Here is a 17050-nt window from a genome sequence, read left to right as displayed (position 1 = left end):
TGTTGTCTATTATATCTTTAAAGTAATAATAGCTCAGAGTTTTTTATTTCTATAAAGTACCGAAGTTTATGCATAAAATGATATGCCTTGTATGGGTAAGTTTAATTTTTATTTCCTGCAATACAAATGCAGATATTAACCTAGAGAGAACTCAAATAAGCATTAATGAAAATTGGGCTTATCTAGAAGATAATACAAGTTCAGTTGATGATGCTTTGTCACAAAGTGGTTGGGTAAGTGTTAATTTACCACATACTTGGAATGCATTAGATGCTACAGACGTTACACCAGGATACAGAAGAAGTGCAAGTTGGTATAAAAAGGAAATTAATATAAAAGCAATTTTTAAAAATCAAAAATATGTACTGTATTTTGAAGGAGTAAATATTGAAAGTGAAGTCTATGTAAATAAGAAAAAGGTTGGAGCTCATACAGGGGGATATTTAGGTTTTAGAGTTGACATTACTGATGTTATTTCAAATGGAAAAAATGAAATATTGGTTAGGGTTGATAATAGTTATAATCCAGAAGTAATACCATCTCAAAAAAGTGATTTTTTCATTTTTGGAGGTATCACTAGAGATGTTTGGTTAGAATCAATGCCATTCCAAAATTTATCTAATTTACAAATTACAACACCGCAAGTATCAAAGGAAAATGCACAACTTCAAGCTAAAGTCGTTGTAAATAATCTAGATGGAAGTAAAGACTTAAAAATTAAAGCTTCACTATTAAGCCCAAAAGGAGAAGTGGTTACTACTTCAAAATTCAATATTGTTAATAATACATCAAAAATTATATTCACGAATATTAAAAATCCTCAACTTTGGCACACATCAGATCCAAATCTGTACACCCTTGATTTAGAATTAGTTGATAATGAGGTTCTAATAGATAAACTGTCAAAAAAAATGGGATTTAGATGGTTTGAGTTTAAAGATCATGGAGCTTTTTACTTAAATGGTGAGCGTTTACTGCTTAGAGGAACTCATAGGCACGAAGAGCATGCTGGTGTAGGCGCAGCAATGTCTAACATACAGCATAGAGCTGATATGGAACTTATAAAAGGGATGGGGGCAAATTTTGTGCGTTTAGCACATTATCCACAAGACCCAGAAGTTTATAAAGCATGTGATGAGTTAGGACTTTTAGTGTGGGATGAATTACCATGGTGTCGAGGCGGTTTAGGTAACAATACCTGGAAAGCCAATACTAAAAATATGTTGAAAGAGATTATAACTCAAAACTTTAACCATCCTAGCATTATTTTATGGTCTTTAGGTAATGAAATTTATTGGTTGCCAGATTTTGAAAATGGTGATGATAGAACCAAAATAAATGAGTTTTTAAAAGAATTAAATGATTATGCTCACGAACTAGATCCCTCTAGAAAAACAGCGATAAGAAAGTATTATGAAGGTGCAGATATTGTTGATGTGTTTTCACCATCCATATGGTCTGGATGGTATTCAGGGAGTTATAAGAGTTATCAAAAAGCGATAGATCAATATAAAGCAGAATACCCACATTTTTTACATGCGGAATATGGTGGTTCCAGTCATGTAGGAAGACATACCGAAAACCCAATAACAGGAGAAGGTAAAATTCAATCTGATGGATGGGAAGAAGCTATAGTTCAAACTGACGTTGCTAATATTGCTCAAATAGGAGATTGGAGTGAGAACTACATTGTAGATTTATTTGATTGGCACTTACGCATTTCTGAGAATGATTCCACTTTTGTAGGAAACGTACAATGGGCATTTAAAGATTTTGGTACACCTTTACGTCCTGAAAATGCCATCCCTTACATGAATCAAAAAGGACTAGTAGATAGAACTGGGAAACCCAAAGATGCATTTTATGTATTTAAAAGTTACTGGAGTGATGAACCATTTACTTACATTGAATCACATACTTGGACAGATCGACAAGGTCCTAAAGAAAAACCCAGAGATGTAAGTGTTTATAGTAATTGTCCTGAAGTTGAGCTTCTTTTAAATGGAAAGAGCCTAGGTGTTAAAAAAAGAAATACTAAAGATTTTCCAGCAGCTGGATTGAATTGGAGTTTGAATTTCCAGCAAGGGGAAAATGTTTTAACTTCTATTGGGATTGCTAAAGATGGGAGTAAAGTAAAAGATGAGTTGAAGGTGAACTATAGGTTTACAAAAAATGGTAAAGCAAGAGATATTAAATTGAATTATAAAAAATTAGAGAATAACAATTATTTAATTACAGCCACAGCAATTGACGATAAGGGATTACGATGTTTAGATTATGAAGCACGTGTTTACTTTCAATGCTTAAATGGTGGACAAGCTTTGATAAGTCAAGGTACACCAACGGGGAGTGAGATAATAGAAATGGCGAATGGGCAAGCATCAATTGAAGTGAAAAAGTTTTCTGAAAATAAACAACTACAAGTTATGGTTCTTAACCAAAATTTTAAAGGAACTTACTTAAATATTGATTAAGATACTGTATGTAATGCATTCGCAATAATCAGAGTCTCATGTGAAATTACATAGTAAATAATTAAAGTTAAAGATTGGATCGATTAAAGTTTTCTAATCTAGGTTTCAACTTACCATTAATTAGGAACTTGTACATAGTTACTTTAAGCGAAGTAGTTGTACGAGTTAGTTTTAATATTATTGAATTTTGAAATAGTCTAAAAAAAGAGCTTTTTATTATAGAATGACTCATTTACTTCAGAGTTAGTTTTCATTGCAAATACGTTAAATTGTACAATATATTGTCAACATCAGGATAGAACAGGATACTTTCCTTGAAGATTGTTAGTAAAATTGTTACCATATTATTATGGCTTTACATGAGTGCTTACTCTAAAAGTCATTTTACTAAATTAAACTATAATATGTTAAAACTAAAACTCAAAATGAAACAAAAATTTATGAAAAAATGCTCTGTTTCTGGATTAGCATTAATAATAGCTCTGGTTTTTTCCAGTTTTACAGCTATTAACGTGCAAGCTCAAGAAAGGGTATCGGGAACGGTTTCTGATCCAAATGGATTGCCTCTCCCTGGTGTGAATGTCGTTCAGAAAGGAACAAATAAAGGAGCAGTTACCGATTTTGATGGTAATTTTTCTTTACAGTTAACCTCAGGAGCAAAAACTTTAGTGTTTTCTTATCTTGGGTATCAAACTCAAGAAGTGTCTGTAGAGAATAAGAGTTCTATTACAGTAACCTTAGAAGAAGATATAGAAGGCTTAGACGAAATTGTAATTATTGGATTTCAAGCAGTGAAAAGGGAGAAAATTCTGGGTGCTGTAGAGACCATTAAAGCTGAAGAGATTCAGAAAGCTGCACCTATTGATGCACTTCAAGGTATTCAAGGTAAGTTATCAGGTGTACAGGTTTTAACAAATAACGGGCCAGGTGAAGGTTTCGATATTAAAATACGTGGTGTTTCTACATTAACCGCAGGAGCAACTGGGCCTTTATATGTTGTTGATGGTCAACAGACTTTTAATATTGACAATATAGATCCTAATGATATTGAATCATTAGAGGTCTTAAAAGATGGTGCAACTGCAGCAATTTATGGTGCGCAGGCTGGTAATGGGGTTGTAATTATTAAAACAAAATCAGGTAAAGTTGGTAAAATCAATTTAAGTATTACTACTGTTACAGGTGTTAATACACTTGTGGGTGATTTACCAGCTTCTAATGCTAATCAAAGATTTGAACAAGAAAGGCTTCAGAATACTAGATGGGGAGTTGGTGCTGGAAGAGATTCATTAAGTCTGGTTGCAAGAAATTCTTTTGATATACAAAAACTAGTTACAAGGCCAGCTGTTAGGCATCAAACTAATGTAGCACTAAGTGGAGGTTCTGAAAAATTTCAATTTTATTGGAATACTGGCTTTTTCAATGAAGAAGGACTTATCATAAATAGTGAACATAAAAGAATTAATACACGTTTAAAAGTAGACGTTACACCAAATAAGAAATTTAAGTTAGGTACTTTAATTAATCTGTCGTACGAGTATACCAACAGCATAAGTACTGGTCCAGTACTTGGGCACCTTTTGAATAGAGTTGCGTATTTGCCATTGTTTGAGCCAGATGGGTCTTTTACTCCAGGTTCGCCAAATAAGTTTAGTTTAAATCCAATCCAAAACGCTACTATTAGAAAAAATGATAGACATAGGTATAGAGGTAATGTTTTTAATTATGTTCAGTTTAACTTTACACCTAATTTATTTGTTAGATCAACTTTAGGTGTTGATTTCTTTTTAGACAGAAGAGATAATTTTGTACCTGCTATTCTTGATCCTAGAAACTTCAATAATGGTATAAATAGAGGTGATCAAAGACAAACACTTACATATCAAATCCAACAGGATAATACATTAAATTATCTACAGTCATTTGGAGATCATGAAATTTCTGCCTTTGCAGGAATGCAGTTGCAAAGAAGAAAAGTCGACAATTTTAGATATTTAGCTGAATTTAATAATGATTTGATTCAAACTTGGAATAATGCACTTAACGATCTTGCTATAGATCCTGCTAATCCAGAACAAAACAATACAGTAGTCATAGATAGAGATGGGGGTGATAGAACTCAAATTGTTACAACAGGGATATTTTCGTTATTCGGTGGTTTTAATTATGACTACGCAAATAAATATTTAATAGGAGCTACAATTCGTAGAGATGGTTCTTCAAATTTTGGTGAGGGTAATAAATATGGATATTTCCCTTCTGGAAACTTAGGTTGGAGAGTAAGTAATGAGAATTTCTTAAAAGGAAGTAATTTAATAAAAAATTTACTTATTAAAGCGACTTGGGGTATCACGGGTAATGATAGGATTACACCATATAGCTTCGCAACAACTTTGGGGCCTAGTGCTAGAGGAGGTTTTATTCCACTAACCTTAGGAAACGAGAATATACAATGGGAAGAGTCAGAGTCTAAAAATATAGGTCTAGAATTAAGTTTATTCAAAGGAAGACGTTTGAATCTATCTTTAGATTTTTGGGAAAAAACTACAGATGGTCTTCTTGTTAATTCTGAAATACCTGAAGAGTCTGGTTTTGCAAATGTTAGGGAAAATAGAGGGGTTATACAAAATAAGGGTATTGATATTAGTATTGATGGTACCATTATTAAAACTAAAGATTTTTCATGGCGAGCTGGATTCAATATAGGTATTTTAGAGAACGAAGTTCTAGAATTAGATACCCCTATCCGAACAGGACGATTTATAACACAAGAAGGGGAGCCTATTGGAAATATTTGGGGCTATAAAAACTTTGGTGTGTATCAATATGATGAGTCCAATGCTTATACACCTGAAGGAGATAGATTACTTCCTAATTTTGATGCCAACGGATTTTTCCTAGGTAGCTATAACAGACAAAATGGAGAACTATACCCAGCAGATGCTGAAGTAAGGCAATTAACGCACAGATCTAGTAGAAATGTTTTACGAGGTGGAGATTATATTTGGGATGATATTAACAATGATGGTTTTATAGATAGTGATGATGAACAAATTTTAGGAAATGGTCTAGCTACTGTTTTTGGAGGTTTTAATCATGATATTAGATACAAAAATTGGACTTTTAGTACTTCATTTGATTATAGTTTTGGTAATGATATCACAAGACGTTATGATCATGATAGAAATAGTTTAAGAGCTTCTGTATTAACAGTATCTCCAGATAGACTTGAAAATGCGTGGAGAAATCAAGGGGATATAGCTCAGTGGCCAACTTTAGAACCTGGAGGTGCTAGAAATCAAAATAGATTTGATTTTTCAGGTAGTACTTCTAATAGTAGTTTTGTTTCTGATGGTAGTTTTATCAAATGGAGATATGTACGTATAGGTTATAAATTCCCAAAGGATATACTAGAATCACTTGATCTTGGTTTAAGTAATTTGAGTTTCAATCTTGCAATTAATAATCTTTTAACATGGACTAACTATATTGGTTATAATCCAGAGTTTGGTTCTAGAGGCAACCCTCTTACACCAAGTGAAGATACTTTAAGATACCCTAACGATAGAGAATTTATATTAACTTTAAGGGCACAATTTTAAAAAAAAATAATAGTTATGAATATAAATAATATAATAAAAAAGCTAAAAGTAGGATTTATACTTTTTGTATCTATAGGAATGGTGTATTCCTGTGATGATTTTGTTGATGAAATTCCTGTTAGTGATATTTCTCCTGAAGGATTTTACAGAGATAATGATGAATTACAGTTGGCCCTAGATGGTGCTTACGGTATATTTTCGCAAGCATATAGCCAATTTGCTATTAACACCGGGGAGTTTAGATCAGATAATTTTGATCCACGAGGTTCGAATGCTTCCAGAAGCTCTTTACATAACAGTACAATTGATCCTGGTGAAGGTTACTTAAGGTGGCAAAACCTATATAGAACCATTGACGCAGTAAATAGAATAATAATAGCGGCAGATAATGTAGATGGTCTTGATGCTAATATACTTGGTCAAGCTCATGCCATTAGAGCCAAGGTTTATTTTGATATAGCACGTGTTTGGGAAAATATCCCTGTGTTTGTTGCTCCTATAGCTACAATTTCTGAAGCATTTCGTCCGCAAGAACCTTATGCTAGCGTTATTGAAAACATAGTTATTCCTGATATGCTGAAAGCTGATGAGTTAATTACATCTTTGGATTCTGAAGTAACCTTCTCTAAAGGAGGGGTTTATGCATTACAGGCTGAAGTTTATATGTGGGAAAACGAAGAGCAATTAGCTAAAGGTGCAATTGAAAATTTATTAGCACTTGGTACATATAGCTTAGTAAGAACGCCTCAAGCGTGGGAAGATTTATTTTACAATCAAATAGAAAATGACTTGGCTCCAGAAGGAAGAGGTAAAGTGCAATCAGGTACTGAACTAATATTCTCTCTTGCTTATTCTGATGCAAATACTTCAGGGTTGGCTAGAGCTTATAATGCAGGAGCAGCAGTAAGTGTTATCTCTGTAGATACAGAAATAAAATGGATTAGAAGATTTCCTCTAGATTCATTAAGTTGGGCTACTAAATATCCAGATACTGATCCTGTATTTACAAGATTAGTGGAAGAGCCAGATACAACTTACATTGAGCCTATTTATGGTGATTGGAGACACTTTATAACAAGAAATGGGGATGAGTATGAAGATGGTCCTGGATCAACTGATATCGGAATTGCAAGGTGTTTAAAGTGGATTAAGAATAGATCTGGTTTAGATCCTAACATGGATGATACTAATATACCAGTATACCGTTTATCTGATATGCTTTTATTATTAGGAGAAGCAGAATTAAAACTAAATAACCCAAGTAGATGTTTAGAACTGATAAATGAAATAAGAGCAGCAAGGCAATTACCTTTAGCTTCTGAAGCAGATTTTGGAACTACTTTTGATGATCAGTTAGACTTTTTATTAGACGAAAGACAATTTGAATTATTTGGTGAAGCTAAGCGCTGGTGGGATTTAGTAAGAAATGATAGAGCTATTGAAGTTATGACACCTATTCTACAAAATAGAGAAGAGGGAGCTGTTGAGCCATTTGCTGAAAACCAAATAGTGTGGCCTATTTTTATAGATCATCTTAATGAGAATGATCTGTTAGAGCAAAATCCAGGCTGGAGATAAAATAATTTAGAAAAATTAAGATATTATGAAAACATTTTTAAAAATTATAATGCTTGCTGCTATCATTGTAGGATTTCATTCGTGTACTCTACAACAGCAAGAAGAGTTTGATTTTAATCCTGAAAATAATTTTGCTGATCCCTTTGGGAACACAACAGCATGGGATTATATTCAAACTAGAACAACTAATGCCATCATTGATGATGAAAATAGAAAAGTTCTTGATGGGGAAGAATTAGATTTTATGATTGCAGCTATTAAGCATGTAGGTTATCAAGATCTATACAGTCAAACAGCTACTAAGAGAACGTTCTTTTTATTAAATAATAATGCATTTACAGGTAATAACCGTGATAGAGATATTATCAGAGCTGTAACAGGTACAACACAGGGCGGAGGAGCCGTTAATGCAGATACGCTAATGGCTTCAATTACTGCACCTGAAGAAATTAATAAGTTGAAGGCAATTTTGAAATACCATATTGTAGAGGAAGAAGTTGCTCAAGTGCCTAAAATCACAATATTTAACAAAGATTTTATATTCAAGACCTTATTACCTGAAGTAAGAGTAGATCCTATTACAGGTGAGCCTCTTGGTTTATCAGGTGAAAGAGCTGATATAGCTTTAAGGCGTGATATTGAATGGAGAATGGAAGTTAACAATGTAAATGCGCCACTTATTTCAACAGCTGTGCAACAGGGGTTTAATGAAAGAGTTAGAGCTCATAATTATGTATTCAATAATGGTGTTGGTCATTATTTAAATGATACAGTAAGATATCAACCATTTCCTTTATACGAAAATTTCTCTGTAGATTAATATCAAGTTATTGTTAAAAAAGATTTAATCTTATATAAAAACAAAAAAAATGAATAAAATTATAAATATAAAGTATTTGTTTACAGGGGTATTAGCATCATTTATGATGTTTTCCTGTAATTTTCCAGAAGATGATGAGATATTCATCCCTTTTGAAGCTGGTGTTGTAGAAAATCCAGAAACTTTAACGCAAATTATTATTGCAAGAGATGATTTAAGTATATTAGAAACTGCTTTACGTATATTGGAAGAAGAAACTGATACTAAATTATTAAGTCAGTTAAACCTTCCTAATACAAATACCACATTATTTGCTCCCAATGATACTGCTTTTCAAGCATGGTTAGATAATAGTGGTATTGATGCTATATCAGATTTGAACCCAGATGATATAGAACTTGTCATTCTAAATCATGTTTTAGTTGGTCAGTTTGCTTCATCAGATTTTGTTTCAGGATATACAACATCTTCGGTTGTAGTGGGGCCAAGAGATAATCCACGCAACATTTCGATGTATATAAATACTGCAAATGGAGTAAGCATAAATGGCGAATCTAATGTTATCGATCCGGATGTTCAAGTAAATAATGGAGCATTGCATATAGTTGATAGGGTTATTGATTTACCAGTATTGTTAGATTTTTCAATTATGGATCCATCATTATCAATCTTTAACGATGCAGTTAATTTTGCACAAACTGCTAGGGATGAAGAGGGGAATGGCCCAAATTTAAGATTTAGGTTAGTAGATAGAGGAGCTTCAAGAACTTTGTTCATGCCTACTGACGCTGCTTTTAATGATTTGTTGGTAGAGCAAGGTGTGGCTGAATTAGACGAATTAGATTCTTCTCTAGTAGCAGATGCAATCTTCACTCATTTGATAGATATAGCAGCTATTACTTCTGGAGAATTAATTGAGATAGGAAGACCTTTTCCAATTCCATCATTTAAAAATGAACTACTGTTTATAGATCCAAACCCTGATAATCTAACGGTTACAGATCCTAATGGTAGATTAGCTAATATAAGTAGTACTTTTGTTGACCTAACGGCAATAAATGGTGTAGTACACGTAATTGATAGAGTTTTGTTACCAGAACTTGAATAATCTATCTCATTTAATTAAGTTTATTATATATTAAATAATATATCTTAATTAAATGAGTTAGTTCTCAAAACCCTCCATTAAAAATGGAGGGTTTTTTGGTTAAAAAATACACTAACTCTCAAATTATTTAATTATTTTGTTGGTATTGTTTGTCCCATAGAACAATTCAATAAAAATGACTAAAACATTACATTTTTTTATTTACTTTATTTCTCTTTGGACAGTTACTATAAATGCACAAATAGAATTGCCTGCATTTTTTGGAGATAATATGGTGTTACAACAAAATGAAAGGGTGTCTATATGGGGGAAAGATACTCCAAATACTGCTATAACAATAGTTACAAGTTGGGGAGTTAAAACAAATACAGTATCAAATTCAGAGGGGCTGTGGTCAACAATAATCAAAACTAAAAGAGGCTCTTTTGAATCCCAAAGCATATCAATAAAAGGAAGTAATACTAAAGAAATTAATAATGTGCTTATAGGAGAAGTTTGGTTTTGTTCAGGTCAATCTAATATGGAAATGCCCTTAAAAGGGTTAAGAAAATCATTGGTTTCAAATGCTGATAAATATCTTAAAATAGCTACTAATAAAAATATTCGATTGTTCAACAATGCAAGGTCTGCTAGTGTTTTTCCTAGTTATGATGTAAATGGGAAATGGGAAGTGTCTGATGTAGAGACAGCAAAACAATTTAGTGCAATAGGATTTATGTTTGGAATAAAACTTTTCAAAAAATTAGATGTTCCAATAGGTGTCATTGAGTCTGCTTGGGGTGGTACTAAGATTGAAAGTTGGATTCCTAAACAAGTTCTTCTTAAATACAAAAATATTAAGTTTGCTAATAAGTTACCTATAGATCTAAATAAACAAAAAAAGCCTTCTTTCTTATATAATGCTATGATTCACCCTTTTCAAGAGTTTAAGATAAAAGGAGTGCTTTGGTATCAAGGAGAGTCTAATAGATCTAAACCAGAATCCTACTATGACTATATGCAAGATTTAATAGCTTCCTGGAGGAACCAATGGGGAAACAAAAAACTTTCATTCTATTTTGTGCAAATTGCGCCATATAATTATACTAAGCATAGAAAATCTTCTGGAATAAAAGCAAATATTATTCGTGAGTCTCAATTGAAAATAGCACAGGGAATTAAAAATACTAGAGTGGTAGTAACTACTGATGCAGGAGACTGTGATGATATTCATCCTTCAAAAAAAGAAATTATAGCAAAGCGTTTATTAAATATTGCTCTAGTAGAGAAATATAACTACAAAAATGTAAATTATAGAAGTGCCGAATTTCAGAAAATGGTAATAAAAAATAATCATATTACACTACGATTTAAATTTCAGAAAAATGATGCCTTTATTAGTCAAAAAGAAGTAAAGGGATTTACTATTGCTGCATCAAATAGAAAATTTCATCCAGCCAAAGTGCTATTTAGTAACGATATGAAGAGCATAATACTCTATAATGAAGAAGTGAAAAACCCAGTCGCTGTTCGCTATGGATTTGAAGATTGTTTTGAAAGTAATTTAAAAACGAAATCCGGTTTGCCAATATCTGTTTTTAGAACAGATGCTTGGTAAAAGTGCATACTGCCTTTTTAGAAATAGCCACAATATTTATTATTAAACTTTTACTATTATTTTCAGGATACAGCAGGATAGGTTATGTGTAAGAATACTGTAATTTTAAAAGCTATGAATATTGTTTAAATATTCAAGAAAAGAATCAAATACTTAAGACGTTTATCTATGTTCAAAAAAAGCTATTTTTTAGTACTATTTACTTTATTCTGTGTTGTAAATGTAATTAAGGCACAACAACAAAATAATAACGAAAAACCAAACATTATCTTTATTTTAACTGATGATCAGCGCTTTGATGCTATTGGTTATGCAGGTAACGAGTTTGTTGAAACACCACAAATGGATGATTTAGCAAAGTCTGGTACTTATTTTAATACAGCTATAGTTACAACACCTATTTGTGCTGCAAGTAGAGCTAGTTTATTTACAGGATTACATGAGCGCGCTCATAACTTTAACTTTCAAACCGGAAACGTTAGAGAAGCGTATATGGCAAATTCGTATCCTACAGTGTTAAAAAATAATGGGTATTACACAGGTTTTTTTGGTAAATACGGCGTGCGTTATAATGATTTAGATAAACAATTTGACGAATATGAGTCGTACGATAGAAATAACCAATATAAGGACAGAAGAGGGTATTATTATAAAACTATAGACAATGATACTGTACACCTAACACGATATACAGGGCAAAAAGCACTTGATTTTATTGATAAAAATGCAAGTAATGATAAACCGTTTTGCCTGTCATTAAGTTTTAGTGCACCACATGCGCATGACCGTGCACCTAAGCAATATTTCTGGCAATCTGAAATGGACAAAATGTTAGAAAGTACAACAATACCAGATCCAGAATTAGGAGACGACAAGTACTTTTTAGCGCAACCTAAAATTGTAAGAGATGGGTTTAATAGATTGCGTTGGACGTGGCGTTACGATACTCCAGAAAAGTATCAGCATAGTTTAAAAGGCTATTATAGAATGATTTCTGGAATAGATATAGAAATTAAAAAAATTAGAGAAAAACTTAAAGCAACAGGGCAAGATAAAAACACTGTTATCATTGTAATGGGCGATAACGGTTACTTTTTAGGAGAGCGCCAATTTGCTGGAAAATGGTTAATGTATGATAATTCTATTCGTGTACCTTTAATTGTCTTTGACCCAAGAGTAAACAAACATCAAGATGTTGATGATATGGTGCTTAATATAGATGTGCCACAAACCATTGTAGATATTGCGGGTGTTAAAGCACCAAGTACTTGGCAGGGAAAAAGTTTATTGCCAATAGTAAAGCAAGAAACTAATACTATAGCTAGAGATACAATTTTAATCGAGCATATTTGGGATTTCAAAAATATTCCACCAAGTGAAGGTGTAAGAACTAAAAAGTGGAAGTATTTTAGATACGTTAACGATAAATCTATCGAAGAACTTTATGATTTAGAAAAAGATCCTCAAGAGATTAAAAACCTAATTGGAAAGAAAAAATACAAAACAGTAGCTAATAAACTAAGAACTAAGCTTGACGAGTTAATCAAGAAAAATAGCAATGCGTTTAGAGCTGCGCCTACAGATTTAACTGTAGAATTAATTAGAGAACCTGCAACAGATGTTAAGATTTTTGATTTAAAACCTGAGTTTGGTTGGACGGTACCTCTGGGCTCTAAATACCAAGGTGCGTACCAAATTTTGGTAGCTTCAAATAAAGCAAGTATCGATAATAATAATGGCGATGTTTGGGATAGTGGACGTGTAGCATCAACAAAATCTACTGATGTTGAATATAACGGAACTGCTTTAGAAATTGGAAGAACATACTATTGGAAAGTTAGAATTTGGGAACAAGAAAATAGGTTAGTTGATTATTCTGAGCCTCAAAAATTTACTACAGGAAAAAGTGATAGCTATATAATTTCAACAGAAAATAAATTTATAACCACTGAAGTTAAGCCTGTGAAGTTTAACAAAAAAGGAGAATTATACACTATTGATTTTGGAAAAGCTGCTTTTGCAACTATGAATTTTAACTATACAGCAAAAACACCACATACACTTACAGTTCGAGTAGGCGAAATGGTTAATACCGATGGTAGCGTAAATAGAACACCACCAAAGAAAAGTAATATTCGCTACCAAGAAATTAAAGTAGATGTAAAACCAGGACAAACCAAATATCAAATACAAGTTCAACAAGATGAGCGTAACACTAGAGCTAATAAAGCAGTACCACTGCCAAATGGTTTTCCTCCTTTAGTGCCATTTAGATATGCAGAGGTTGAAGGTGCTAAAAGCAATTTAAACGCTGAAGATTTTACCCAATTGGCATTTCATACCTATTGGGATGAAAACGCTAGCGGTTTTGAGAGTAACAATAACATCTTAAACCAAGTATGGGACTTATGTAAATATTCCATAAAAGCTACAACCTTTAATGGGTTATATGTTGATGGAGATAGAGAACGTATACCGTATGAAGCAGATGCATATTTAAATCAACTAAGTCATTATACTACCGATAGAGAATATGCTATGGCAAGACGTACTATCGAGTATTTTATGAAAAACCCAACATGGCCAACAGAGTGGCAGCAACACGTGCCATTATTAATTTACGCTGACTACATGTATACGGGGAATACCGAGCTTATTGAGCGTTATTACGAGCCTTTAAAACATAAATCGTTATTCGAATTATCTAATGAAGATGGTTTAATAACCTCTACAAAGGTTGATGCTGCTTTCATGAAAAAACTTGGTTTTCCTGATGGCTATAAAAAGCCATTAACTGATATTGTTGATTGGCCAGGACCAAACTTTAATGGTAGCAAAACTAAAGGCGAGCGTGATGGCTTTGTGTTTAAACCTTATAGTACTGTGATTAATTCATTCTTTTATGAGAATATGAAAATCATGGCAGAATTCGCAAAAATTCTTGGTAAAACTCAAGAAGTTTTAGATTTTGAATTAAGAGCTGCAAAAGCAAAAAAAGCAGTAAATGAGCAAATGTTTGATAAGACAAGAGGGATTTATGTTGATGGTATTGGTACAGACCATGCATCGCTTCATGCTAATATGATGCCTTTAGCTTTTGGTTTAGTGCCGGAAGAACATTTTGAATCTGTTGTAAATTATGTGAAATCTCGAGGAATGGCTTGTAGCGTTTATGGTGCGCAATTTTTAATGGATGGTCTATACAATGCAGGTGAGGCTGATTATGCATTAGACTTATTAACCGATACTTCAGATAGAAGTTGGTATAACATGATAAAAATTGGTTCTACCATCACTTTAGAAGCTTGGGACAATAAGTACAAAAATAATTTAGATTGGAATCACGCTTGGGGTGCAGTACCCGCAAATGTAATACCAAGAGGTTTGTGGGGAATACAACCAAAAACTCCTGGGTTTGGTGTTGCAACTATAAAGCCTCAAATGAGTACTTTAAAATCTAGTATGATAGAAGTGCCAACGGTAAGAGGCACAATCAAAGGGAAGTACACATATAACGGTGCCAGATTGCAAACGTATGAAGTTGAAATACCAGGCAATATGGTAGCAGAGTTTTCTTTAAACGGTTTGGATGGAAAAGATTTGATTCATAATGGTGAAAAAGTGCCATCTGCTTTTGAATCTATAAGACTAGAACCTGGTAAACATGTTATTCAGTTAAAAATAAATTCCTTTTAGAAAAGAGTGTAAAATTATTTTAAAGCCAGTAATAGTTTATTTTACTGGCTTTTTTGTAAGCTTTGTATAAGATCAAAGATATATTATTAAAAAAAAATGAAAAAGTACTACTTAGGGTTATGTTTGGTATTAGTGTTTTGTTATTTAGTTGAAGCTCAAAAACAACTAGCTGCTAACTTAGATGAATCTACTATCGTTGCCAATAACGGATTGTATTTTGATGGAGAAAGGGGTGTGGCCTATCAATTTTCACCACGTATTACACCTCATGGTGATTGTATAGATGTTGTCAATGGTTATGTGTTTGTTACATGGTACAAAGGTGGTATGGACAAGCGTAACTTAATGCTTTCTAGGAAAAACTTAAATGTAGCAAATTCAAGTTGGATAACCATAGAATTTCCTCATAAGCATGTGGGTTTTCGAGGAACTGATCCAACAAAAGGAGATTCCCACAATACCGCTGCTATAGGTGTAAGCACTATAGATAATACAATTCATATTATGTATGACATGCATGCTTATAGCTCATCATCATTGCCAAACGACTTTTTTAATTACTCAGTATCTTTGAAAAATAAAGCTTTTGTGCCAGATAGTGAGTTTACTTTAGATATTTTTAATCCAAAGCAAAATTATTTGAAACAAGGTGAAAACTATGAAAGAATAACCTATCCAATGATTCATAGAGCTGATGATGGAAGTTTAGTTACCCGTTATAGAGTGGGTGGTTCAGGTAATGGGGATATTTTTATGGCACACTATGATGGAAATGTATGGACAGACAATTGGTTATTTCATGATGGTTCAATTCCTTTACCTAATAGAAATAATATGTACGGAGGTGAACGTTTTTTAAATGGTAAATTTTATAGTGGTTTTGCTATTAGGTATGCTAATAATACAAGTTCTAATCCAACTAATGGGTATTCTATTAATAGTGGCTTGTATTATGCTTATACTAATGTAGTGCCCAAAAATCAATCAAGTCAATGGTTTAACGCAGATAATCAAGCTATTACATTACCAATACGAAATAATATAGACGAAAACTTAGATCCAGTAAAAATTGCAGAACCAGGAGACGATTATGGTACGGCAACGTTCCCTAGAACAACTTCAGATCCTGCTTGGACAGTTACAGAGAATGAAGCAATACATTTTATAACACGTGTAGATAATAGAAATGTTCACTATTATAGGGCTCCAGGAGCTACTGAGTTTTTAAGTAGTGTTGATGGATTAATACCTAACCCAAGCGTTAGAGGTGAAATTTATAGTTATAAAAGCCATGTGTTTATGGTGGAGCTTTTGGGAGGTAAGGTAAATATTAAAACTACTTTGGAAGATGATAGTGATTGGAAAATAATTTATACAGGAACTGTTAGCGAAAGTTTTATGCATTTTGATGCTTTTGTACAAAATGATAAACTCTATGTGTATTTAATGCAACAAGCTGGTGGCGATGCTCGTCCGTTACATGTACAAGTATTTACCCTTTCAGAAGAGGATATTCCTGTTGTTGAAGTTCCTGATTACTTACTAGAGGCAGAAGATTATACAACAGCATCGTCTAATATAGTGGTAGGCACAAACTCTAGTGCTTCAGGAGGTGAATATATAGACTCATTTGCCAAAGATCAATTTTTGGAATATAGATTTCAAGTGACTCAAACGGGTTTATATAATTTAGTGCTGTTTGTAGCGGTTAGAAACAGGGATGATTCAACTATGGATATTACAGTGAACGGGCAATTGTATGATAATGTATTAATGGAAAAAACTGGAGATTGGAATGTTTATGGGCAGAATACAATTCCTAATGTTGAATTAACTCAGGGTGAAAACGTAGTAAGGCTAAAGCAGGAACGCTCGCTATCTAGTGAACCAGATAAGCTGGAATTATTTTTGAAAACACCTTTGAGCGTTAATGCGCTCAATCTAAATGAGGTTACTATTTATCCAAACCCTAGTGAAGGGGTTTTTAATATTCAATCCAATATTCAAAATCTTGAATACACTTTAATCAATATTCAGGGACAAACTTTGGATAAAGGAAAAGTTTCGCAAAAGCAAGTCGATTTTTCTAACCATTCCAAAGGAATTTACTTTTTGGAGTTAGCTTCTGATAGCAGTAAAATTTTAAAAAAGCTGATACTTAAATAAAGAGCATAT

At 32.9% G+C, this 17050-nt stretch carries 8 protein-coding genes; all 8 read left to right on the top strand.

Features of this window, described 5'->3' with window-relative positions; translation table 11 throughout:
* Positions 1–77: 77 nt before the first annotated feature.
* The 8 genes from Q0772_RS00970 (at position 78) to Q0772_RS00935 (ending at position 17041) form a co-directional block, all read left to right on the top strand.
* Positions 78–2474 carry a glycoside hydrolase family 2 TIM barrel-domain containing protein gene (locus Q0772_RS00970; RefSeq protein ID WP_298338944.1) on the top strand — a complete coding sequence of 799 codons (2397 nt, stop codon included), beginning with the start codon at positions 78–80 and terminating at the stop codon, positions 2472–2474.
* A 425-nt stretch (positions 2475–2899) separates the two neighbouring features.
* On the top strand, positions 2900–6076 hold the full coding sequence (locus Q0772_RS00965; RefSeq protein WP_298338942.1) for a SusC/RagA family TonB-linked outer membrane protein: 3177 nt from the start codon (positions 2900–2902) through the stop codon (positions 6074–6076).
* 15 nt (positions 6077–6091) lie between these two features.
* Positions 6092–7654: a RagB/SusD family nutrient uptake outer membrane protein gene (locus Q0772_RS00960; protein ID WP_298338940.1), complete on the top strand. Its 1563-nt coding sequence runs from the start codon at positions 6092–6094 to the stop codon at positions 7652–7654.
* Between the two features lie 25 nt (positions 7655–7679).
* Positions 7680–8474, top strand: coding sequence for a hypothetical protein (locus Q0772_RS00955; protein WP_298338938.1), 795 nt, complete (start codon positions 7680–7682; stop codon positions 8472–8474).
* Between the two features lie 49 nt (positions 8475–8523).
* The gene (locus Q0772_RS00950) at positions 8524–9582 is read left to right on the top strand and encodes a fasciclin domain-containing protein (protein WP_298338935.1); all 1059 of its coding nucleotides are present in this window, start codon (positions 8524–8526) and stop codon (positions 9580–9582) included.
* A 175-nt stretch (positions 9583–9757) separates the two neighbouring features.
* Entirely contained in the window at positions 9758–11179 is a 1422-nt protein-coding gene (locus Q0772_RS00945; protein WP_298338933.1) for a sialate O-acetylesterase, read from the top strand.
* A 168-nt stretch (positions 11180–11347) separates the two neighbouring features.
* Positions 11348–14875, top strand: coding sequence for a sulfatase-like hydrolase/transferase (locus Q0772_RS00940; RefSeq protein ID WP_298338930.1), 3528 nt, complete (start codon positions 11348–11350; stop codon positions 14873–14875).
* A 96-nt stretch (positions 14876–14971) separates the two neighbouring features.
* A complete protein-coding gene (locus Q0772_RS00935; RefSeq protein WP_298338927.1) occupies positions 14972–17041 on the top strand; it encodes a BNR-4 repeat-containing protein in 2070 nt (689 codons plus the stop codon).
* Positions 17042–17050: the final 9 nt, after the last annotated feature.

It is taken from the genome of uncultured Algibacter sp., assembly GCF_947490405.1.
GTDB lineage: Bacteria > Bacteroidota > Bacteroidia > Flavobacteriales > Flavobacteriaceae > Algibacter_B.
Note: the sequence above shows the minus strand (reverse complement) of the source record. Positions and strands in the feature narration are given on the sequence as shown.

What these genes read in the sequence shown, in the direction of transcription:
- Q0772_RS00970 (WP_298338944.1), top strand. Translation starts at nt 78, where the DNA reads ATGATATGCCTTGTATGGGTAAGTTTAATTTTTATTTCCTGCAATACA.
- Q0772_RS00965 (WP_298338942.1), top strand. Translation starts at nt 2,900, where the DNA reads ATGAAACAAAAATTTATGAAAAAATGCTCTGTTTCTGGATTAGCATTA.
- Q0772_RS00960 (WP_298338940.1), top strand. Translation starts at nt 6,092, where the DNA reads ATGAATATAAATAATATAATAAAAAAGCTAAAAGTAGGATTTATACTT.
- Q0772_RS00955 (WP_298338938.1), top strand. Translation starts at nt 7,680, where the DNA reads ATGAAAACATTTTTAAAAATTATAATGCTTGCTGCTATCATTGTAGGA.
- Q0772_RS00950 (WP_298338935.1), top strand. Translation starts at nt 8,524, where the DNA reads ATGAATAAAATTATAAATATAAAGTATTTGTTTACAGGGGTATTAGCA.
- Q0772_RS00945 (WP_298338933.1), top strand. Translation starts at nt 9,758, where the DNA reads ATGACTAAAACATTACATTTTTTTATTTACTTTATTTCTCTTTGGACA.
- Q0772_RS00940 (WP_298338930.1), top strand. Translation starts at nt 11,348, where the DNA reads ATGTTCAAAAAAAGCTATTTTTTAGTACTATTTACTTTATTCTGTGTT.
- Q0772_RS00935 (WP_298338927.1), top strand. Translation starts at nt 14,972, where the DNA reads ATGAAAAAGTACTACTTAGGGTTATGTTTGGTATTAGTGTTTTGTTAT.